This is a genomic window from Nonomuraea sp. NPDC049750 (assembly GCF_040659625.1).
In the GTDB taxonomy this organism is placed as follows: domain Bacteria; phylum Actinomycetota; class Actinomycetes; order Streptosporangiales; family Streptosporangiaceae; genus Nonomuraea.
The window spans coordinates 57,051-77,817 of record NZ_JBFANB010000038.1 but is presented as its reverse complement, the minus strand read 5'-3'; the positions used below and the strand labels follow the sequence as shown (position 1 = coordinate 77,817).

Genomic DNA, 20,767 nt, shown 5'->3' with positions numbered 1-20,767 from the left:
TTGGTTACAGCGCGGAAGAGGCCGAGGCCGGTGACCGTCTGCCGGCTCTGCGGCTCGGGCGAACTGGCGAGCGTGGTCGACCTCGGTGCCACGCCGCCCTGCGAGCTGTTCCTCACCAGGGAGCGGCTCGACGAGCCCGAGCCCACCTACCCCCTGCACCTGCGGGTCTGCACGAGCTGCTGGCTCGCCCAGATACCGCCGCTGATCCAGCCGGAGGAGACGTTCACGGAGTACGCGTACTTCTCCTCCTTCTCCACCTCCTGGGTGGAGCACGCCCGGGAGTTCGTGGCGGCGGCCGTGGACCGGTTCGCGCCGGGCTTCGTGGTCGAGGTGGCCAGCAATGACGGCTACCTGCTGCGGCACGTGGCGGAACGAGGGGTGCGCTGCCTGGGCATCGAGCCCTCGGCCAACGTGGGCCAGGCGGCCAGGGACAAGGGCATCGCCACGCTCACGGCCTTCCTCGACCCGGGGACCGGGGCGGCGGTGCGCGCCGAGCACGGGCCCGCCGACCTGGTCGTGGCCAACAACGTGTACGCGCACATCCCCGACGTCGTCGGCTTCACCCGAGGGCTGCGCGCGCTCGTCGCCGACGACGGATGGGTCTCCATCGAGGTGCAGCACCTGCTCACGCTCGTGGAGCTGAACCAGTACGACACGATCTACCACGAGCACTTCCAGTACTACACGGTCGCCTCCGCGCGGCGGGCCCTGGCCACCGGTGGCCTGGCGCTGGTCGACGTGGAGCTGCTGCCGACGCACGGCGGCTCGATCCGGCTCTGGGCCCGGCCCGAGGAGGCGGGCGGCGAGCCCAGCGAGCGGGTGGCCGACGTGCTGGCCAGGGAGAAGGGGGCCGGGCTCGACGAGCTGGCCGGGTACGCGGAGTTCGCCGCCCGGGTGGCCAAGGTCAGGCGCGACCTGCTCCGCTTCCTCATCGACGCGGCCGAGGCGGGCAAGACCGTGGCCGGCTACGGCGCTCCAGGGAAGGGCAACACGCTGCTCAACCACTGTGGGATCCGCGAGGACCTGCTGGCGTACACGGTGGACCGCAATCCGTACAAGCACGGCAGGTTCACGCCGGGCACCCGGATCCCCATCCTGCCGCCCGAGCGCCTGGCCGAGGACCGGCCGGACTACGTCCTGGTGCTGCCGTGGAACCTGCGAGAGGAACTCACCGAACAGCTCTCCTATGTCCGCGAGTGGGGCGGGCAGCTGGTCTTTCCCATCCCGAGTCTGGAGATCGTGCCATGAAGGTCGTGCTCTTCTGCGGTGGGTACGGCACGCGGATGCGCACCGGGGCGCCTGGCGAGGTACCCAAGCCCATGCAACTCGTCGGTCCCCGGCCGCTCATCTGGCATGTGATGCGCTATTACGCGCACTTCGGGCACACCGAGTTCATCCTCTGTCTCGGTTACGGCGCCCAGCACATCACGGAGTTCTTCCTGGATTACAAGGAGACCGCCTCCAACGACTTCCGGCTGCGCGGCGGCGACGTGGAGCTGCTGTCGCAGGACATCTCGGACTGGTCGATCTCCTTCGTGCAGACCGGCGTCCAGTCGCCGATCGGCGAGCGGTTGCGCCGAGTCCGCGACCATCTGGACGGCGAGGAGGTGTTCCTGGCCAACTACGCCGACGTGCTCACCGACGCGCCGCTGCCGGAGATCATCGACCGCTTCACGGCCGCCGACGTGGGGGCGTCCATGATGGTCGTGCCGCCGCCCGGCACCTTCCACTGCATCGACATCGACGACGACGGGCTGGCGAGGGACATCGCGCCGGTCACCCAGATGCCGATCTGGGTCAACGGCGGATATTTCGTGCTCCGTCAGGAAATTTTCGATCACATTCCGGAAAATGGGGATCTGGTGGGGGATGGCTGTGTGGAGCTGACCAAACGGGGGCGGCTCATGACCTACCGGCACCGCGGCTACTGGCGGCCGACCGACACCGTCAACCAGCGGATCGAGCTGGACGAGGCGTACTCGCGCGGCGACAGGCCCTGGGCGCTGTGGGAGGCATGATCCGCCTGACGGCCGCCCGGTTGGGCCGGATCGTCGCGCTGGGCGCGCACTGCGACGACATCGCGATCGGGGCGGGCGGCACGCTGCTCACCCTCTGCGCGGGCCGGCCAGGGCTCCAGGTCGACGCGCTGGTCCTGTCCGGCGGTGGCACCGAGCGGGAGGACGAGGAGCACGCGGCGCTCACCGCTTTCTGCCCCGGGGCCGACCTGCGGCTGACCGTGCTCAAGCTGCCCGACGGCCGGCTGCCCGCGCACTGGGAGCAGGCCAAGGAGGCGCTTGAGCTGCTGCGGGCCAGGACCGATCCCGACCTGATCCTCGGCCCGCATCCGGGAGACGCCCACCAGGACCACCGGGGCCTGGCCGAGCTCGTACCCACGGCCTTCCGCGACCACCTGACGCTCGGCTACGAGATCGTCAAGTGGGACGGCGACCTCGGGCGCCCCGCCGCCTACCAGCCGCTGCGGCCGGAGGTGGCGGCGGAGAAGGTCGCCCTGCTGCGGCGGCACTACCCCTCGCAACTGCGGCGTTCCTGGTTCGACGACGAAGCCTTCCTCGGGCTCGCCCGCATCCGCGGCATCGAGTGCGGCGACAGGTACGCCGAAGCCTTCCACACCCGCAAACTGACCCTCGACCTCGCAGGAGACTAGCCGGATATGCGTGTACTGCTGACCGGACACCAGGGCTACCTGGGCACCGTCATGTCCCCCGTACTCGCCGCAGCGGGGCACGAGGTGACCGGCCTCGACTCGGGGCTGTTCGCCGACTGCGTCCTCGGGCCGCGGCCCCAGGACCCCCACGGGCTCGCCGTGGACCTGCGCGAGGTCCCGGCCGAGGCGCTGGCCGGATTCGACGCGGTCGTGCACCTGGCCGCCCTGTCCAACGACCCGCTCGGCTCGCTGGCACCCGAGCTGACCTACGACATCAACTACCACGCCTCCGTACGGCTGGCCCGGCTGGCCCGCGAGGCGGGGGTGCGGCGCTTCCTGTACGCCTCCACCTGCTCGGTCTACGGAGCCGCCGGCGGGGACGACCTGGTCACGGAGGAGGCGCCCCTGCGTCCCGTGACCCCCTACGCCGAATCCAAGGTGCGGGTGGAGGACGAGGTGCTGAAGCTGGCCGACGCCGACTTCACGCCGGTCTTCCTGCGCAACGCCACGGCCTTCGGCTTCTCGCCCCGGCTGCGCGCGGACATCGTGCTCAACAACCTGGTGGGGCACGCGCATCTGTCCGGCGAGGTACGCGTGCTGTCCGACGGCACGCCGTGGCGGCCCCTGGTGCACGCGCTGGACATCGCGGACGCGTTCGCCGCCGCCCTGGTCGCGCCGCGCGAGGCCGTACACGCCGAGGCGTTCAACGTGGGCACCGAGCAGAACAACGTCACCGTGGCCGGGATCGCGGCGACCGTGGTGGAGGCGGTGCCCGGCGCCACGCTGGCCATCACGGGGGAGACGGGCGCCGATCCGCGCTCCTACCGGGTGGACTTCTCGCGGATCCGCGCCGCGCTGCCCGGATACGAGGCGCGCCGCTCGGTGAAGGAGGGCGCGCTCGAACTCATCGACGCCTACCGGCGGCACGGGCTGACCAGGGAGGGCTTCGAGCGCCGCTTCACCCGCCTGGCCCGCCTCTCGGACCGGCAGGCCGCGGGGACGGTCGACGAGCGGCTGATGCCCTCGTGACCGGCCTCGGAAAGGAGATGCACCAGCTGGTGGAGCGTCTCTACCCGCTGTGCCGGAGCATCACGGGAGACGGCGTCCGCCGCACCCTGGAGATCGTCGGCGAGCACCTCGCGCTGAACGTGCACGAGGTGCCCACCGGCACGCAGGTGCTCGACTGGAACGTGCCCAAAGAGTGGAACATCCGCGACGCCTACATCAAGGACCCCACGGGCGCCAAGGTCGTCGACTTCGCCGAGTCCAACCTGCACGTGGTCGGCTACAGCGTGCCGGTGTCGGCCCGGATGCCGCTGGCCGAGCTCCGCGGCCACCTGCACACGCTCCCGGACCAGCCGGGGCTCATCCCGTACCGGACCAGTTACTACGCCGAGGACTGGGGGTTCTGCCTGCGCCACGAGACGCTGGAGGGCCTCCGGGAGGGCGAGTACGAGGTCGTGGTGGACGCCACGCTGGCGGACGGCCACCTCACGTACGCCGAGCACGTCGTGCCCGGCCGGACGGACGAAGAAGTGCTGATCTCCTGCCACACCTGCCACCCGTCGCTGGCCAACGACAACCTGGCGGGCATCGCGGTGGCCGTCCAGCTGGCCCGGCGGCTGGCGGCGGCGTCGCCGCGCTACACCTACCGCTTCCTGTTCGCGCCCGGCACGATCGGGTCGATCACCTGGCTGGCCCGCAACCGGGACGCGGTCGAGCGGGTCAGGCACGGGCTGGTCCTCGCGTGCGCGGGGGACGGCGGCGCGCTCACGTACAAGCGGAGCAGGCGCGGCGACACGGAGATCGACCGGGCGGTGGGGCACGTGCTGGGCTCCTCCGGGCGCCCGCACCGCACGCTCGACTTCTCCCCGTACGGCTACGACGAGCGGCAGTACTGCTCGCCCGGGTTCGACCTGCCCGTCGGCTGCCTGACCAGATCGACGTACGCGGGCTATCCGGAGTACCACACCTCGGGCGACGACCCGGCGTTCGTCCTGCCCGAGTCGATGGAGGACACCCTGGAGACCTGCTGGGAGGTGACCCGGGTGCTGGAGGGAGACCGGCGCCTGGAGAACCTCAGCCCCTACGGCGAGCCGCAGCTGGGCCGGCGCGGCCTGTACGGGGCGCTGGGCGGCAGGAGCGACACCAAGCAGGCCCAGATGGCCATGCTCTGGGTGCTGAACCTCTCGGACGGCACGCACTCGCTGCTGGACATCGCCGAACGGGCCGGCCTGCCGTTCCATGCGGTGGCCGAAGCGGCGGGGAGCCTCGAAGACGCGGAACTGGTGAGGGAATGGAAACCATGAGCTTGCGGGTCGGCGACCTGGTGGAGATCCGCAGCGAGGCCGAGATCCTGGCCACGCTGGACGAGCGCGGTGAGCTGGACGGACTGCCGTTCATGCCGGAGATGCTGAAGTTCTGCGGCCAGCGCCTCACCGTGCACAAGGTGGCGCACAAGCTGTGCGACACGCTGACCAAGACGGGTCTGCGGCGCATGGACAGCGCCGTGCACCTGCTCGGCGCGCGGTGCGACGGCTCGGCGCACGGCGGCTGCCAGACGGCCTGCTCCATGTACTGGAAACAGGCGTGGATCAAGCGCGTCGCGGCGGACGAGCTGCCCCCGAACGCCGTGCCGGACTCCCGGCTGCTGCCGCTGCTGGAGATCAACAGCCGCAAGCCGCCGGGCGAGGACGGCACCGAACGCTACTCCTGCCAGGCGACCGAGCTGCTGCGAGCGGCGCCCGTACCGCTGCCGATGGCCGATCTGGGGCAGTTCGTGGCCGACGTACGGACGCGGAACGTCGGCGTGCTCAGGACCCTGAAGGCCACCGGGATCGGGCTGTACAACCGGTTCCAGCACCTGACCAGGAGAAAGCTGCCCCGCGCGCTGCGCATCAAGGGCGGCCGGCCGTGGGGCACGATGAAGGGCGAGGTCAGGGGCCGCACGCCGGTTCAGACGCTCGACCTCCAGCCGGGCGAGCTGGTCCGCGTACGGTCCAAGCAGGAGATCCTGGCCACCGTCAACGAGGACCTGTCCAACCGCGGCATGAACTTCGACGCCGAGCTGGCCCGCCACTGCGGCCGCACCGCGCGGGTCCGCGCCCGGGTGGACCGCTGCATCGACGAGCCCACGGGACGGATGCTGGAGATGAAGACGCCCTGCATCGTGCTGCAGGACGTGGTGTGCGAGGGCGTCCACTCGCTGAACTGCCCCCGCGAGTTCTTCCCCTTCTGGCGCGAGATCTGGCTCGAACGGGTGCCGGACAGTGAGTGAACCGGTAGTGAGCGAGCCCGTCAGCGATCATCGGGCCGGATCGGCGGGCAGGGGACTGCGTTGGGGGCTGCTGGCGCGGGGCGGGTCGAAGGTGGCCACCTTCACCCTGAGCCTCGTGCTGGCCCGCCTGCTCGCCCCGGAGGACTTCGGGTTGTACGCGGTCGCGCTGGCCGCCAACCAGTTCCTCTTCTACATCAACGACGCCGGCATCGTCGCGGCCGTCGTGCAGTGGCGGGGCAAGCTGGAGGACATGGTGGTCACCGCGACCACCGTCGTCCTCACCCTCAGCGTGGCCATCTACGCCGTGTTCTGGGTGGCGGCGCCCTACTTCACCGGCCTGGCGGGCAACGTCTCCGCCACGCCGGTGGTGCGGCTGCTCACCGTGATCATCGTGATCGACGGGTTCGTCAACGTACGCAGCGCGGTCATGCTCCGTGGCTTCCAGCAGGACAAGATAGCCAAGGCGAACATGGCGGGCATCGCCGTCCAGGTGCCGGTGGCGATCACGCTGGCGGTCATGGGCGCGGGCGTCTACAGCTTCGTCATCGGCGCGGTCGCCAACTCCCTGGTGAGCGGCATCCTGGTCTTCATCTGGGCCAAGATGCCGCTGCGGCTGGGCTTCGATCGGGCCATCGCCCGCAAGCTGCTGGGCTTCGGCGTGCCCCTGGCGGTCAGCCTGGCCATCGAGGCGCTGGTGCTCAACGCCGACGCCATCATCATCGGCCGGCTGCTGGGCGCGACCACGCTCGGCTTCTACATGATCGCGCTGAACGTGTCGAGCTGGGTGCCGGGACTGGTCGGCGAGGCCCTGCGCCACGTCACGCTGCCCGGCTTCTCGCGGGTCGCCGAGGAGCGCCCGGAGGCGTTCTCCGCGCGCGTCCAGCAGCTCGTGCCGATGCTGATCACGCTGGTGCTGCCGGTCGCGGTCCTGTTCGGCGTGCTGGCGCCCCTGGTCGTGCCCTTCCTGTACGGCGAGCGGTGGCTGTCCGCCGCCCAGGCGCTGTCCTTCCTCATGGCGCTGATGGTGGTGCGGATGCTCACCGCGCTGGCCTTCGACATCCTGACCTCGCTCGGCGCGACCAGGCTCGTCGTGTGGATGAACCTGAGCTGGGCCCTGGCGCTCCTGCCCGCCCTGTACGCCGGCGCCCGGCTGGACGGCATCCGGGGCGTGGCGATCGCGCACGCGGCCGTCGCGCTGCTGATCGCCCTGCCCGTGACGGCGCTGCAACTGCGCCGCTCGGGCGTCGTGCTCGGACCGGTCCTGCCCGGCATCCTCCGGCTGCTCCTCGGCGGCCTGCTGGCCGGCCTGACCGCCTGGCTGGTGTCCAGGCTGACCGAGGGCGCCTTCGACTTCGTCCGGCTCTGCGCCGCCGGAGGAGCCGGGCTGATCGTGTACGTGGTGACCGGGCTCTCGCGGGAGCGGATCAGGAAGATTCGCGAGGTGGTGACGAGCTGAGCGGCCCCCGCAGGCCGCGGGCCACGTCGATGGCCGAGTGGGCGACGTTGCGGGCCATGGGCACGGCGTTGCGCCGCAGCCAGGGCCGCAGCGCCGCGTAGGCGCGCAGCCGCTGGCCGCGGGTCAATGGAGCGTTCCTGATGACCCGCAGCAGCGCGCGGCCCTCCTCCACGTTGGGCAGGAAGAAGCGCTGGTCTCCGGGCATCTCGCGGGCGCGGAAGGCCCGCGCGTGGTTGACCTGGCTGTTGCTGCCCGGGTGGTTGCGGTGCCGCAGCAGCAGCTCGTCCACCACGACCAGCGGCCCGAGCAGCGCCAGGCCCGAGATCATCACCCGGTCGGCGGGCAGGATGGCCTCCAGCGGCCGGGCCCGCAGCAGCGTGTCCCTGCGCATGAGCCCGTAGAAGTGCATGGTCTCGTCGTAGTTGTCCAGCCGGTGGCGCAGGCGCGTCACCGGGTCGGGCTGGTCGGTGGGGGCGGTGTCGCGCCAGGTGCCGATGGTCTGTCCGGTCTCGTCGATCTCCTCGACGCCCGAGACGGCCGCCGCCGCCGCCGGGTGGCGGCGCAGCGCCGCCGAGAGCAGGGCCAGGCGGTCCTCGTGGTACTCGTCGTCGGAGGTGGCGTAGGAGAAGAACTCGCCGCGGGTCTCGTGGACGACCTTGTTGTGGTTGGCCGTGATGCCGACGTTGCGCTCGCGCCGCAAGTAGCGGACGCGAGGATCGGTCCTGGCCAGCTCGCGGCAGAGCTCCTCGGTGCCGTCCGTCGAGCAGTTGTCGGCGATCACCAGCTCGAAGTCGACCCCCTTCTGGGACAGGACCGAGCGCAGGGCGCCCTCCAGGTACGGCTCGCCGTTGTAGACGGGCATGCCGACCCCGATGGGCGGTTCGGCGCGGCCGACGAGTGAGGCGGAGGAGCGTACATTGGGTGATCTGGACGTCATCCGGGCAGCCCTTCTAGCGGAAGCTGAGGTGAGGCTGAGGTACGGTCGCGCCGATGTTCTCGCGAAGTAGGGCGAACGGCAACCAGGTCCGGTGATTCGTAACATCGACTCGGCCGGTCACGATAAGCAATCTGTACCATTTTTTATGGCCAGGCATTGGCCCATATTGGCGGGGGCTTGGGCGGGTAAATATGGCTTTTTGGAACGATCTGTTAGGCCTTATCCGAAACAAGCGTGTTGGACCTCCCATCATCGCCCTCGCCCTCGTCCTGGCGTTGGTGGCGTTCTTCGTGGGGTCACCGCGTTACGAGACCGAGTCGTCGCTGATCCTGACCGCGCCGCCGTCCGGTGGCACCCTGTCGATGGATCCCACCAAGCCGGTCGGCCTGACCAATCCGCTGCTGCAGTACAACGACGGGCTGCGGACGGTCGCGGGCATCCTCATCCTCGCGCTCAACAGCAAGGACGAGCTGCGCAAGCTCGGGATCGAGGAGAACGGCAGCACCGAGATCGTCATCGACGACGGCCGGTCGAACGCCGACCTGCTGGGCGTCGTGACGCAGGGCCCGTTCATCCACATCAAGGTCGTGAGCCGGACGGCGGAGACGGCGAAGGGCATCCTCGAGCGGGCCGAGCGGCGCCTGCATGAGGAGCTGACCAGCTACCAGACCTCGCTGGGCGCGCCTAAGAGCACGTTCATCGCGGTCAACAACGTGGCGCTGATCCCGGTCGCGTACGACGGCGGGGGCAAGATCCAGCTGGCCGTGGAGGTGCTGGTCGTCGCCCTGCTCTTCGGCTTCGGCGCCGCCTACCTGATGTGGATCCGCCGCGTCCGTGGCCGTACCGCCCCGGCGGAGCCGGCCGAGGGCGAAGCGGACGTACCCGAACCCGCCGCCGAACCGGAAGCGGCGAAGCCCCTTAATGGCCGCTCAACGGTCATGCCTTCCGGAGGATCCGACGACGACCCGTCTGCGGACCGCGACAGCGACGGCCCCCCGACGGAGGAGTTCGCCCGGATCAACGGTGAGTTCCTGGGAATCGCCCCCGACCAGCGAAAGCCCGACCAGGACGGCCGCGCGGGTTAGGGAACCCGGCCCCTGGCGCGGCGCTCGGGGCTGGGGAACCCGCCTCGGCGCGGCGCTCAGGGCTAGGCAACGCGGTTGGCGACCTCGGCGCAGCGCTCGATGGCCGCCTGCCGCACCTCTCGCGGGGTGCCCGACTTGGCGGAGATCATCATGCCGATCGCCCCGTCCCCGAGGCGATCGGCGAAGGCCAGGGCGGTCGGCAGATCCATCGGCGACTCGTCGGGAGTCTTGTGGCACAGGCCGGTGTCCGACGGCGGACGCCCGTCCGGCGCGCTGAGCACCTCGTCCACGAACAGGCCGTAGAGCATGAACTCCGACACGTGCAGCCGGGAGCCGAAGGCGTCGGCCCAGTGCCGGCCGGTGTTCTCGGTGAGCCGCCGCTGGAGCCCGCGCACGATGGCGGGGTCCCAGAAGGTGAGCGGGCTCATGTAGTCGGGCAGCGGCGGCTCGGGCGCCGGCGGCAGTTTGAGCAGCTCGCGGGCGACCTGGTGCCACAGCACGTGCCGCGTCATGAGCGGGTGCACCCCGTCCTCCAGCCGGTGCAGCAGCGGCCGGCCGCCGACCAGGGAGCGCTGGGCCGTCGTCGGCCGGACGAGCACCACATCGGAGTCGGCCACCAGGACCACGTCCGCGTCCATCGCCGCCGTGGCCGCCAGCTTGACGATCTGCTGCATCACCCAGCCGCGTACGGGCGGCCAGGGACGCAGGGCGTTGACCCACATGCCCACTCGGGGCACCTTGACGTAGCGCTTCGGCAGCAGCTCTCCCACGGTCCTGACCCGGCAGCGGGGCCCTTCGTGGGCGGCGAACAGACGCCGGTCGGCGCGCGGCACGAAGACGTGGTGGACGGTGTCTTCGGGGGTGTACTCCAGTACGGAGCGGTGCAGATCGGCGAACTGATCCGCGTCGGGTCCATAGCTGGGGGTGACGACGGCCAGCGAGGCCATGGGCTTGGTCACTCACCCTCATCGGCGTGAAGCTTTGGCACGTTACACGTGATAAGTAACGCTGGTCGCAGCCTCGCCGATGCTTTGACGTACGGCTGGAACATGCCTGGGGGGCTGTGTTGGACTTCTGGAGCGCGATCATCGTCCTCCTGCGTCGCTGGTATATCGCGGCTCCCGCGTTCCTGCTGACGCTCGCCGCCGCATACGGCGTCTACACCCAGATCCCCGTCCAGTACTCCTCGACGACGGTCATGGTGCTCACGGTGCCGCCGAGCGGGTCGTATCGGCCGCCGAACCCCAAGAACCCCAACCCGATCATCAACCCGCTGCTCAACTTCGACGGCGGGCTGAACATGTCGGCCTCGATCCTGGTGCAGATCCTCAACACCACGGAGGTGGCCGGCCAGATGGGCATCCGGCCGGACGGCAAGACCACCTACAAGGTCAACAACGGCCACCCCAATCCCGAACTGCTCATCAGCGCGCCCTTCGTGGTCATCGAGGGCAAGAGCCTGGCGCCCCAGGACGCGCGGGCGATCGTGGTCAGGGTGGCCGAGCGGGCCAAGGTCGAGCTGAAACGCCGCCAGGAGGTGCTGAAGGCCCCGCCGGAGACGTACATCAACCTGAACGAGATGGTCTCCCCGACCGACCCGCAGCCGGAGCGCGGCGGCAAGATCCGCAGCGCCGCGGCCGTGTTCGCGCTGGGCGTGGCCGCCGCGCTCGGCGCCTCCTTCTGCGCCGAGAGCGTCATGACCGGGCTGCGGCGCAGGAGGGACGAGCGGGACGGGCCGCGACCGGCGCCCGAGGCGGACGTCCGGACCGAGGAAGCGGTGTTGCAGCGTTGAACGTGGCCATCGAGCGGTCCATCGTCCGGCCGGTGCCCCACCGGGCCGACGCCGCGACCCTGTGCGCGATCTTCACCGTGGTCCTCATGCTGGTGCCCGCCCGTCAGGTGATCGGCGGCCTGCCGTTCGACCTCACCTACGCGGAGGCCATCGGGCTGTTCGCCGCCGTCTGGTGGTTCTGCGCGCACCTCACCAGCACGCTCGGCGCGGCCAAGGGGCCGTCGGCGGTGCGCTACGCGATCTACTTCTACGCGCTCGCCTTCCTCGCGACCTACGCCTACGCCTCCGCCGGGTGGCTGCCCTCCTACGAGCAGGACCTGTCCGACCACGTGCTGGTCATCGCGGTGGCGATGGTGGGCATCGCGCTGATCGGCGTGGACGGCGTGCCCAGCCGCGAGCGGCTCGACCTGGTGCTGAAGACGCTGGTGGTGGTCGGCGCCATCATGGGAGTGGTCGGCGCGATCCAGTTCCTGCTGTCGTTCGACGTCACCCAGTACATGCAGATCCCCGGCAGCCGCCTGCGGGCGGTGGAAGTGACGATCCTGGAGCGCAACGGGCTCAACCGGGTGGCCTCGACCGCGGGGCACCCCATCGAGTTCGGCGTCGTGTCCGCGATGGTGCTGCCGGTCGCCCTTCACTATGCCTTCGGCGCGCGCGAACACGGTGAGCCGCAGCGGCGCTGGTGGACCGTGGTGGCGCTGATCGCCTGCGGGATGGCCTTCTCCGCCTCACGCTCGACGGTCCTGGGCCTGGCCGCCTCCGGGGCGGTGCTGTTCCTCGGCTGGCCCAACGCCCGGCGCGTCAGGGCGGCCGTCGCGCTCGCCGGTTTCCTGGTCGTCATGAAGCTGCTCGTGCCCGGCCTGATCGGCGCGATCGCCGGGCTGTTCACCAACCTGGACAACGACGAGAGCCTGCGGTGGCGGACCAACGACTACACCACGGCGATCTCGGAGTTCTCTCAGCATCCCCTGCTGGGCCGGGGCAACGGCACCTGGTTCCCGCCGCACCATCCGGTCTTCGACAACCAGTATCTGCTGACGGCCGTGCAGGGCGGCGCGATCGGCGTGCTGGCGTTCGTCGGCCTGTTCGTCGTCGGGATGTGGTCGGCCGTTCGCGTCAGGAGCATCAGCCAGGACGACCGCACCCGCGACCTCGGGCTGACGCTGGCCGCCTGCCTGATCGTGCCGGTGGTGGGCTCGGCCACGTTCGACCTGAACTCCTTCAGCACGGCCACCGCGCTGTCGTTCCTGCTCATCGGCCTGGCCGGGGCGTTGATGCGGGTCGCGCGCCGCGAGGCCGGGCTTCCGGGCGCGGGGACGCTGAAAGAGCCCCCGCGCCGCCAGGTCAGCCCTCCAGCCGCCGCCGCGCCTCTTTCCACGAGCCGGCCGCCAGATCCCGCGCGCTGATCGCCGAGACCGGGAGCGGCCAGTCGATCGCCAGGTCGGGGTCGTCGTAGCGGACGGAGATGTCCTCGGTCGGGTCGTGCGGCCGGTCGATCCGGTAGCAGACGTCGGCGTCGCTCAGTGCCTGGTAGCCGTGGAGCAGGCCGGGCGGCACGTACAGGTGGATGAACGTCTCGTCGTCGAGGACCACCGACATCCGCTCGCCGAAGGTGGGCGAGCCGGGCCGGGCGTCCACGAGGACGTCGTACACCGCGCCGCGCGCGCACCTGACGAGCTTGGCCTCGCCCCGGCCGGAGCGGCCGTGCATGGCCCTGATGGCGCCCTTGACCGTGCGGGACTGGCTGTCCTGGACGAACGCCGCGGGGTCCAGGCCGTGCTCGGCCGCGATCTCGGCGTCGAACGTCCTGGTGAACAGGCCGCGCTCGTCACTGTGCGGGCTCGGGACGAACAGCAGCGTCCCCGCGAGCGCGCCTTGCTCGACTCTCATGGACCCCATCCTGGCGGGTGTCTCCTCCGGTCGGCCACCGTGTAACGGATATAGCCCGATACCGATGTCCAAAGGGTGAGTCGGCAGACGGGGGGTGCGGCATTCCGATGGACCACTCGTCGGATGAGAACGGTCCAAAGAACCGCGCCTTACCCTTCGCGCAGCGCGCGCGGGTGGGCGCCGTCGGGATCGACGCCATCACCGAGCCGCAGGTCGCCGAGCACCTCGCGCGAGCCTGGCAGGACGGTCTGGGCGGCATGATCGTGACCGCCAACGTGGACATCGTCCGCGCCGCCACCCGTGACCCTGAGCTCGCCGAGCTCGTGGCGGGCGCCGAGCTCGTGGTCGCGGACGGCATGCCGGTGGTGTGGGCGGCCCGGCTCAGCGGACTGCGCGTATCCGACCGCGTCACCGGGGCCTCCCTGATCTTCACCCTCAGCGAGGTCGCCGCCCGCGAGGGGCGGTCGGTGTTCCTGCTCGGCGGCGAGCCGGGGGTCGCGGAGGCCGCCGGTGAGGCATTGGTCCGGCGTTATCCCGGGTTGCGGGTGGCCGGAGTATACGCGCCGCCCTTCGGCTTCGAGCGGCTGGCCGGCGGGATGGGGGAGACCGTGGAGAAGGTCCGCGCGGCCGCGCCCGACCTCGTCTTCGTGGGCCTGGGCTTTCCCAAGCAGGAACGCGTCATAGCCGCGCTCCGCCCCGAGCTCCCGCACGCCTGGTACATCGGCTGCGGCGCCGCCATCCCGATGGCCGCCGGGCAGTTCCGGCGCGCTCCGGGCGGGATCCAGCGGGTGGGCGGCGAGTGGCTGTTCAGGCTCGCCCTCGAACCCCGTCGACTCGTCCGCCGGTACCTACGTGACGACCTGCCCTTCGCGCTCAGGCTGCTGGCCGGGGCCGCGTGGCACCGGCTGGCCGCGGGCCGGCGCTCCTGATCCCCACAGATTGGTCTGCCTGATGACTGTTCCCGAGCGGTCGCCGCTTGCCATCGTGATCGTCACCTACCAGAGCGGTCAGGTCATCGAGGAGTGCCTGCGCTCCCTGGACGCCGTGCTGAGCGAAGGGGAGCCGGCCCGGATCATCGTCGTGGACAACGACTCCCCCGACGACACGGTGGAGCGGGTGCTCGCGACCGGAGTGCCCGTCGAGTTGGTCGAGACCGGCCGCAACGGCGGGTTCTCGGCGGGCGTCAACGCGGGCATCGCCGCCGCCCCCGGCTGTGACGTCCTCATCCTCAACGCCGACATCCGGCTCAAACCCGACTCGGTGCGCCTGCTGCGCGAGGCGCTGGCCGTGCCCGGCACGGGCATCGCGGTGCCCCGGCTGCTGGGCGCCGACGGCGTGCTGCAGCTGTCCCTGCGCCGACGCCCCACGGTCCTTCGGGCCGTGGGAGAGGCGCTGCTCGGCGGGCTCAGAGCGGGCCGCCACGCGCCGCTGGGCGAGCTCGTCGTCGACCCGCGCGTCTACGAGCGGCCGGGCACGCCCGACTGGGCGACGGGCGCCGCCTGGCTGGTCTCGCGCGAGTGCCTGGACGCGGTGGGACCGCTCGACGAGCGCTACTTCCTGTACTCGGAGGAGACCGAGTACATGCTCAAGATCCGCGACCACGGCTTCTCGATCCGCTACGAGCCAAATGCGGTGACCGTCCACCTCGGCGGCGAGCAGGCCAACTCCGCCCCGCTGTGGACCCTCGCCGCCGCCAACCGGGTGCGGCTGCACCGGCAGCGGTACGGCAGGCCCCGCGCGCTGCTCATGCGCCTGGCGGTCGCCCTGAACGAGGCCCTGCGCGCCGTCACCCGTGGCCGGCGAGCGGGGGAGCGGCACCGGGCGGCGTTGCGCGAACTCGCGACGATGGCCGAGTGGCCCACGCCGCCGGGCGGCCGCCCGTTATCGCCGCCCGCCTACGTCTGCTTCTCCGCCCAGGACTGGTGGTACCACAACCGGGCCCACTCCGACTTCCAGCTCATGCGCCACCTCGCGGGGTCGCGCAAGGTGCTGATCGTCAACAGCATCGGCATGCGGATGCCGCTGCCCGGCCGCTCCACCTTCGTGCTGCGGCGCATCGCCAGGAAGCTGCGCAGCGTGGCCAAGTTCGTCCGGCGGGTGGAGCCGAACCTGTGGGTGATGTCGCCGCTCCCGCTCCCCCTGTACGGCTCGCGCCTGGGCCGCGGGCTGAACGCCTGGCTGGTCAGGACACAGGTACGGGCGGTCTGCGGGTGGCTGGGCCTGAAGGTGCCGGTGATCGTGGTGACCATCCCCACCGCCTGGGACGTGGTACGCCCGATGCGCCGCCGCGCGCTGATCTTCAACCGCTCGGACCGCCACTCCGCCTTCCCCGAGTCCGACACGAGGACGATCGAGACCCTCGAACGTGACCTTCTGGAACGTGCCGACCACGTGGTGTACGCCAGCCGAGGACTCATGGCCGAGGAACGCCCGCTCGCGGGCGCGCGGGCCCGCTTCCTCGACCACGGGGTCGACCTGGAGCACTTCAGCCGCGTACCGGCCGATCGGCAGCCCGCCGACCTGCGGGCCGTACCGGGGCCCAGGATCGGCTTCTTCGGCGCCCTGGACGACTTCGTGGTGGACTTCGACCTGCTGGAACGGGTCGCGCTCGGCCTGCCCGAGGCGTCGCTCGTGCTCGTCGGCGACGCGAACGGGCAGATCGAACGGCTCACCAAGCACCCCAACGTGCACTGGCTGGGTCTGCGCCCCTATTCGGTGATCCCCGCCTACGGCTCGGGCTTCGACGTGGCGATCATGCCGTGGCTGGACAACGAGTGGATCAAGCACGCGAACCCGATCAAGCTGAAGGAGTTCCTGGCGCTCGGCCTGCCCGTGGTCAGCACCGAGTTCGACGAGCTGGCCCACTACGCCGACCGCGTCAGGACCGCGACCACCCCCGAGCAGTTCATCGAGGCCATCCGCGTCTGCCTGGCCGAGGGCGGCCCGCAGTCGCCGGAGCGGCTGCGCGGCTCGCTGGCGGGCGCCTCTTGGTCGGCGCGGGCGGCCGACCTCATGGCGCTGGCTGAGCAGACACCCGACGCACGGCGTTGAGAGCGTTGGCGTGAAGAGCGTTGGCGTGAAGAAGGATCGCGTGAGGATACTGACAGTCACGCGGTGGGCGGCATTGCTCACCGCCGCGACGGTGGCCGTCGGGGGCGGGCTGTGGCTGCGGTCCGTCCCGCCGAAGCCGGTCGCGAGCACGCTGCCCGCGCTGTCGATGACCTTGCGGGCGCTGCCCTGGGAAGGCGGTCCCGCCGCCTACCAGGGCTCGGCGGCGGCCGTCGGGGCGGGCTGGACCCGTCCCGGCTTCTTCCCCGTGGGGCTCTGGTTCGCCTCGGCGCGGACCGGCCGGGAGGTCGCGCTGGACCGGGCGGCGGGCATCAATACTTACGTCGAACTGGCCGACGGCAGCCGCCCTGAGCTGCTCAGGAAGTCCGGCATGGCCGCGCTGACCAGCCGCCCGCTGCCCGGCGCGGGTGCCGAGACCGTGGGCTGGCTGATCGCCGACAAGGCCGACGTGTGGGCGGGGCCGGGCAACGGGCGCTGGACGGGCGCCCGCGGCTTCACTACCAAACCCGTCTGCGTCCCCGTACTCGTCACCTGCGGCTACACCGTCATGCGCACCCTCGCCGAGCGCCTGCCCAAGGGCGAGCGGCTGCGTTACGCCTCCTTCGGCAAGGGCGTGGCCTACTGGGAGGAGGAGGCGCTGGCCGCCAAGTTCGTCAACGGCTACTCGGACGTGGTCGCGGCCGACGTCTCCTGGTACGGCGACCCCAACGTCTGCGCCGAGGCCACCCGGTGGCTGCAGCTCCCGGCGGCCCAGTGCCGCCTGGCGGCCAACTACGGCGCGACCGTCGAACGGCTGCGCACCTTGGACGCCGCCGACGGCCGCCGGCAGCCGGTGTACGCGATCATCTCGCTCTCCGGCCTCACCCCCGAGCAGGTGGGCGGCGCGGCGATGAGCGCCCTGATCCACGGAGCCAGGGGGATCGTCTACGACGCGCACGGCACGGACCCCGCCTGCAAGGTGGACAACGTGCTCCGCCGTGCCTGCGGGAAGGCGGTCAGGCGCGGGGTCGCCGAGCTCGACCGCCGGAACGCCCGGCTCGCACCGGTGCTCAACACCCAGTCGTACGCCTACGACTTCGCGCCCGAGCTGGACACCATGCTGAAGCGCCACGACGGCGCCTACTACCTGTTCGCGATGCTCGGCCGGGGCCAGGCTCCGGGGCCGCGCGTGCTGACCGTACCCAGCGATCTTTCGGCGGCGGGCCACATCGAGGAGATCTTCGAAGACCGGTCCATCCCGGTCGACAGGGAGGGACACTTCACCGAGACCTTTGACGCGGAGCACAGCTATCACGTCTACCGGATCGCCCCGTAGCTGGGAGGGCAATGACTTCTCGAACGACGAACAGAACGGCCAGGCGGATTTTGCTCATCGCGGCCACCGCCCTGCTGGTGATCGCCGTGGGCTGGGTCTTCGCGCGGGCCAAGTCGACCCGTGACGACCTCGGCCTGCCGCGCGTCCCCTGGGACGGCGGCCCGGCCTATTACGCCAAGTTCAGCGCCCCGGCCGCCGCGGGCTGGACCGCTCCATCGTTCTTCCCCATCGGGGTCTGGTTCGAGTCCGTCGTCGAGGAACGCGACGTGCGGATGGACAAGGAGGCCGGGCTCAACACCTACGTCGAGCTGACGGCCAACAGCAATATGGGACTGATCCGCGCCAACGGGATGTCGGCGATCACCAGCAAGCCCCTGGCGGGCTCGGGCAGCGAGACGGTCGGCTGGATGATCGCCGACGAGCCCGACATGTTCGCCGGGCCGGGTGACGGCGTCTGGAGCGGCAAGTACGGCGGGGAAGGCCAGGTGTGCCTGCCCGACAAGCCGCCCTGCGGCTACACGGCGATGCGCACCCTGAAGGACAAACTGCCCAAGAACGACGGCCGCCTGCACTACGCCAACTACGGCAAGGGCATCGCCATGTGGGAGTCCGACGACGAGGCGAAGAAGTTCGTCAACAGCTACACCGACGTCATGTCCACCGACGTGTACTGGTACACCGACACCGGCATCTGCCCGGAGGCCGAGAACTTCATCAAGCTGCCGACCGACCGGTGCCCGCGGGCCGCCAACTACGGCATGGTCGTCGACCGGGGCAGGAAGCTCGACGCCCTGGACGGCAAGAGGCAGCCGATCTACGCGTTCGTGGAGCTCGGCTGGCCGGGTTCGAACGGCCTGCGCGCGATCACCGGCGACGAGCTGGCCGGCGCGGTGATGAACTCCCTCATCCACGAGGCGCGCGGCGTCATCTACTTCAACCACAGCTTCGCCGGGCCCTGCCCGAGCCAGCACGTGCTGCGCGAGCCGTGCGCCCAGGCGACGCGGACCGCCGTGACGGAGCTGAACCGGCGGATCCGCACGCTCGCGCCTGTCCTGAACACCCAGTCCTACGTCCACACCTTCGCGCCGGGACTCGACACCATGCTCAAGGACCTCGACGGCTCCTCCTACGTCTTCGCCATGCCCAAGGCGGGCGTCAAGCCGGGGCGGCAGACGCTGAAGCTGCCCAAGGCGCTGGACTCGGCCTCCAGTGTGGAGGTCCTGTTCGAGAACAGGACGCTCCCCGTGAAGGACGGCGGCTTCACCGACACCTTCGAGCGGGAGAACACCTACCACGTCTACAAGGTCACGGCATGAGCGCGCCGGTGAACGTGGGCCTGGTCGGCGCCGGGCCCTGGGCGCGCGACTTCCACGCCCCCGTCTTCGCCGCCGGGCCCGAGACCCGGCTGGCGGGCGTCTGGAGCAGGCGCGCCCCGGCCGCCCAGGCGCTGGCCGAGCGGTTCGGCGTGCCCGCCTTCACCTCCTACGAGCGGCTGCTGGAGCGGTGCGAGGCCGTGGTCTTCGCCGTCCCGCCCGACGTCCAGGCGACTATGGCCGTCCAGGCGGCGCGTCAGGGCCGGGCGCTGCTGCTGGAGAAGCCGATCGCGCTGACCGTACGCGACGCGCGGGCGCTCGCCGATGAGGTCGACGCCACCGGCGTGGCCACGCAACTCGTGCTGACCAACCGCTACCGTCCCGCCGTACGCGAGTTCCTCAAGCGGGCCCGCGACTTCCCGGCCATCGGCGCCCGCGCCATGCAGCTCACCGGCGAATTCCTGGACGACACCTTCGCCGACAGCCCGTGGCGCTCCCGCGCGGGCGTGCTGTACAACACCGGACCGCACGGCCTGGACCTGCTCGACGCGGCGCTGGGCCGCATCACGGAGGTCAGGCCGGCCGGTAACCGGTCCGGCTTCCTGGCGCTGACCTGCCTGCACGAGAACGACGTGATCAGCCAGCTGACGATCTGCGGCCGGGTCCCGCAGCGCCGCCGGACCCGCTATGAGCTGTACGGCCCGGAGGGCACGCTGGTGCTCGACTCCCAACAGCTGCCGGAGGACTCGACGGAGACCAGGGCGACCCTGCGCTCCGAGTTCGCCACCGCCGTACGGATCGGCCGCTCACACGAGATCGACGTGCACCGGGGCCTGCACCTGCAACGGCTCCTGGCGCAGGCGGAGCCTCACTAAGAGGGCTCCGGGACCGGGACCGGGACGGGCTTGCGCTGCCGCAGGCGCAGTGCGGGCCGTTCGACCAGCCGCCAGCTGAGCGCGGCCAGCGGCAGCACGATGCCGACCGTGGCCAGCAACACGAGCGCGGGCGCCCGGAGCCCGTACTGGACCAGCACCTGCTGGGCGGGGAAGGCCAGCAGGTAAGTCCCGTACGACAGGTCGTAGGAGCCGGTGGGCCGATGCAGCCACGCCGGCGCGCGGAAGGCGATGAGGAACGTGAGGCAGGTGACCGCCGCGATCGCCCCCAGATTGGCCACCGGTGTGCCCCACAGCAGCCACCACGCGAGCACCACGGGGACCGTCAGCCACAGCGGCGGGACCCACCGCAGCTCCCGGATCAGCATGCCGAGCGCGAAGAACGCCACGGGCTGCGCGGCGTACGCCGACACGACCAGGGGGATGAGCGGACCGGAGTAGCCGGTGAGGTGGATGACCGAGGCGGCGGCGAGCGCGAGCAGCACCAGCCCGACCAGGACCGTCCGGCGGCGCAGCAGCCCCAGCAGGCCCATGACCGCCACGCCGACGTAGCAGAGCACCTCCACCCAGATCGTCCAGAGCGACCCGTTCACCGCGCCCGGATAGGGGAGCCCCTGGAAGACGCCCGGCAGCGCGTAGCTCACCGGCTGGATGAGCAGCCCTCTGGCGATGTAGCTCCAGGCGCCGGTGCCGGAGAAGTAGGAGGCGGCGGGCAGCGCGCTCACCAGGGGCCCGAGTAGCAGGGCGGTGGCGACGACGACGAGCGCGTACGCGGGATAGATGCGCAGCGCCCGGCGGAGCGTGTAGCGGCGTACCGACGGGTCGGACAGCCAGCTCGTGCTGATCAGGTAGCCGCTGATGAGGAAGAAGACCCCGACGCCTATGCCGCCGACCCCTATCCCGCTGTCCGGGGTCAGGGGTGTCCCGTGTCCGGTCAGCACCCAGCTGTGCTCGACGATGACCGCGAGCGCGCCCAGGAGGCGCAGCAGGTTGAAGGCGTTCAGCCGGGATTGACCAGGCCCGTTTTGCGCTTCGGCCACTCCGCAGCTCCCCCGCGAGTCCGATGCATCGGAGG

General features: G+C 70.9%; 19 protein-coding genes. 15 read left to right on the top strand and 4 right to left on the bottom strand.

The genetic code is table 11. From position 1 onward, the window contains the following. Window positions 1-30: 30 nt before the first annotated feature. From AB0J16_RS51640 to AB0J16_RS51610, 7 genes are read left to right on the top strand one after another with little or no spacing between them, the layout of a single operon-like run. Window positions 31-1,248, top strand: a complete 1,218-nt coding sequence (locus AB0J16_RS51640) for a class I SAM-dependent methyltransferase (RefSeq protein WP_358554110.1) — start codon at window positions 31-33, stop codon at window positions 1,246-1,248. Continuing rightward, window positions 1,245-2,018 carry a sugar phosphate nucleotidyltransferase gene (locus tag AB0J16_RS51635; protein WP_358554107.1) on the top strand — a complete coding sequence of 258 codons (774 nt, stop codon included), beginning with the start codon at window positions 1,245-1,247 and terminating at the stop codon, window positions 2,016-2,018. The genes AB0J16_RS51640 and AB0J16_RS51635 overlap by 4 nt, the downstream gene beginning before the upstream one ends. After that, window positions 2,015-2,665 (top strand): PIG-L family deacetylase, encoded by a 651-nt coding sequence (locus AB0J16_RS51630; protein ID WP_358554104.1) that lies wholly within the window; start codon window positions 2,015-2,017, stop codon window positions 2,663-2,665. The genes AB0J16_RS51635 and AB0J16_RS51630 overlap by 4 nt, the downstream gene beginning before the upstream one ends. A gap of 6 nt (window positions 2,666-2,671) precedes the next feature. Then, on the top strand, window positions 2,672-3,694 hold the full coding sequence (locus tag AB0J16_RS51625; protein WP_358554101.1) for an SDR family oxidoreductase: 1,023 nt from the start codon (window positions 2,672-2,674) through the stop codon (window positions 3,692-3,694). Beyond that, the gene (locus AB0J16_RS51620) at window positions 3,691-4,974 is read left to right on the top strand and encodes a DUF4910 domain-containing protein (protein ID WP_358554098.1); all 1,284 of its coding nucleotides are present in this window, start codon (window positions 3,691-3,693) and stop codon (window positions 4,972-4,974) included. Before AB0J16_RS51625 ends, AB0J16_RS51620 begins: the two co-directional genes overlap by 4 nt. Further along, complete coding sequence (locus AB0J16_RS51615; protein ID WP_358554095.1) at window positions 4,971-5,942, top strand: hypothetical protein; 972 nt, start codon at window positions 4,971-4,973, stop codon at window positions 5,940-5,942. Before AB0J16_RS51620 ends, AB0J16_RS51615 begins: the two co-directional genes overlap by 4 nt. Next, on the top strand, window positions 5,935-7,398 hold the full coding sequence (locus AB0J16_RS51610; protein WP_358554092.1) for an oligosaccharide flippase family protein: 1,464 nt from the start codon (window positions 5,935-5,937) through the stop codon (window positions 7,396-7,398). Before AB0J16_RS51615 ends, AB0J16_RS51610 begins: the two co-directional genes overlap by 8 nt. On the opposite strand, the gene AB0J16_RS51605 is transcribed toward AB0J16_RS51610, so the two are convergent. Further along, window positions 7,367-8,335, bottom strand: coding sequence for a glycosyltransferase family 2 protein (locus AB0J16_RS51605; RefSeq protein WP_358554089.1), 969 nt, complete (start codon window positions 8,333-8,335; stop codon window positions 7,367-7,369). The genes AB0J16_RS51610 and AB0J16_RS51605 overlap by 32 nt on opposite strands. Before the next feature lie 278 nt (window positions 8,336-8,613). Here AB0J16_RS51605 and AB0J16_RS51600 point away from each other — a divergent pair, with 278 nt between their 5' ends. Continuing rightward, complete coding sequence (locus AB0J16_RS51600) at window positions 8,614-9,420, top strand: hypothetical protein (protein ID WP_358554086.1); 807 nt, start codon at window positions 8,614-8,616, stop codon at window positions 9,418-9,420. Between the two features lie 62 nt (window positions 9,421-9,482). Here AB0J16_RS51600 and AB0J16_RS51595 read toward each other — a convergent pair whose 3' ends face one another. Further along, window positions 9,483-10,379 (bottom strand): DUF6492 family protein, encoded by an 897-nt coding sequence (locus AB0J16_RS51595; RefSeq protein WP_358554083.1) that lies wholly within the window; start codon window positions 10,377-10,379, stop codon window positions 9,483-9,485. A 107-nt stretch (window positions 10,380-10,486) separates the two neighbouring features. Between AB0J16_RS51595 and AB0J16_RS51590 the strand changes: the two genes are divergently transcribed. Both AB0J16_RS51590 and AB0J16_RS51585 read left to right on the top strand, forming a co-directional pair. Further along, window positions 10,487-11,212, top strand: a complete 726-nt coding sequence (locus AB0J16_RS51590; RefSeq protein ID WP_358554080.1) for a hypothetical protein — start codon at window positions 10,487-10,489, stop codon at window positions 11,210-11,212. Window positions 11,213-11,214: 2 nt separating this feature from the next. Further along, window positions 11,215-12,618 (top strand): O-antigen ligase family protein, encoded by a 1,404-nt coding sequence (locus AB0J16_RS51585; protein WP_358554193.1) that lies wholly within the window; start codon window positions 11,215-11,217, stop codon window positions 12,616-12,618. Here AB0J16_RS51585 and rfbC read toward each other — a convergent pair. Beyond that, window positions 12,557-13,102, bottom strand: a complete 546-nt coding sequence (gene rfbC / locus AB0J16_RS51580; RefSeq protein WP_358554077.1) for a dTDP-4-dehydrorhamnose 3,5-epimerase — start codon at window positions 13,100-13,102, stop codon at window positions 12,557-12,559. The genes AB0J16_RS51585 and rfbC overlap by 62 nt on opposite strands. Window positions 13,103-13,209: 107 nt before the next feature. On the opposite strand from rfbC, the gene AB0J16_RS51575 reads away from it, so the two are divergent. From AB0J16_RS51575 to AB0J16_RS51555, 5 genes are read left to right on the top strand one after another with little or no spacing between them, the layout of a single operon-like run. After that, entirely contained in the window at window positions 13,210-14,031 is an 822-nt protein-coding gene (locus AB0J16_RS51575; protein WP_358554074.1) for a WecB/TagA/CpsF family glycosyltransferase, read from the top strand. 22 nt (window positions 14,032-14,053) lie between these two features. Then, the gene (locus AB0J16_RS51570; RefSeq protein WP_358554071.1) at window positions 14,054-16,153 is read left to right on the top strand and encodes a glycosyltransferase; all 2,100 of its coding nucleotides are present in this window, start codon (window positions 14,054-14,056) and stop codon (window positions 16,151-16,153) included. A 40-nt stretch (window positions 16,154-16,193) separates the two neighbouring features. Continuing rightward, window positions 16,194-17,486: a hypothetical protein gene (locus AB0J16_RS51565; protein WP_358554068.1), complete on the top strand. Its 1,293-nt coding sequence runs from the start codon at window positions 16,194-16,196 to the stop codon at window positions 17,484-17,486. Window positions 17,487-17,497: 11 nt separating this feature from the next. Beyond that, window positions 17,498-18,802: a hypothetical protein gene (locus tag AB0J16_RS51560; protein ID WP_358554065.1), complete on the top strand. Its 1,305-nt coding sequence runs from the start codon at window positions 17,498-17,500 to the stop codon at window positions 18,800-18,802. Further along, the gene (locus AB0J16_RS51555) at window positions 18,799-19,674 is read left to right on the top strand and encodes a Gfo/Idh/MocA family oxidoreductase (RefSeq protein WP_358554062.1); all 876 of its coding nucleotides are present in this window, start codon (window positions 18,799-18,801) and stop codon (window positions 19,672-19,674) included. Before AB0J16_RS51560 ends, AB0J16_RS51555 begins: the two co-directional genes overlap by 4 nt. Here AB0J16_RS51555 and AB0J16_RS51550 read toward each other — a convergent pair. Further along, window positions 19,671-20,732, bottom strand: a complete 1,062-nt coding sequence (locus tag AB0J16_RS51550) for an acyltransferase (protein ID WP_358554059.1) — start codon at window positions 20,730-20,732, stop codon at window positions 19,671-19,673. The two genes, AB0J16_RS51555 and AB0J16_RS51550, sit on opposite strands and share 4 nt — an antisense overlap. Window positions 20,733-20,767: the final 35 nt, after the last annotated feature.

Excerpts from the sequence above, each read along its gene's own strand:
- AB0J16_RS51605 (WP_358554089.1), bottom strand. The coding sequence starts at position 8,335 with ATGACGTCCAGATCACCCAATGTACGCTCCTCCGCCTCACTCGTCGGC.
- AB0J16_RS51635 (WP_358554107.1), top strand. The coding sequence starts at position 1,245 with ATGAAGGTCGTGCTCTTCTGCGGTGGGTACGGCACGCGGATGCGCACC.
- rfbC (WP_358554077.1), bottom strand. The coding sequence starts at position 13,102 with ATGAGAGTCGAGCAAGGCGCGCTCGCGGGGACGCTGCTGTTCGTCCCG.
- AB0J16_RS51625 (WP_358554101.1), top strand. The coding sequence starts at position 2,672 with ATGCGTGTACTGCTGACCGGACACCAGGGCTACCTGGGCACCGTCATG.
- AB0J16_RS51570 (WP_358554071.1), top strand. The coding sequence starts at position 14,054 with ATGACTGTTCCCGAGCGGTCGCCGCTTGCCATCGTGATCGTCACCTAC.
- AB0J16_RS51555 (WP_358554062.1), top strand. The coding sequence starts at position 18,799 with ATGAGCGCGCCGGTGAACGTGGGCCTGGTCGGCGCCGGGCCCTGGGCG.
- AB0J16_RS51615 (WP_358554095.1), top strand. The coding sequence starts at position 4,971 with ATGAGCTTGCGGGTCGGCGACCTGGTGGAGATCCGCAGCGAGGCCGAG.
- AB0J16_RS51560 (WP_358554065.1), top strand. The coding sequence starts at position 17,498 with ATGACTTCTCGAACGACGAACAGAACGGCCAGGCGGATTTTGCTCATC.
- AB0J16_RS51575 (WP_358554074.1), top strand. The coding sequence starts at position 13,210 with ATGGACCACTCGTCGGATGAGAACGGTCCAAAGAACCGCGCCTTACCC.
- AB0J16_RS51630 (WP_358554104.1), top strand. The coding sequence starts at position 2,015 with ATGATCCGCCTGACGGCCGCCCGGTTGGGCCGGATCGTCGCGCTGGGC.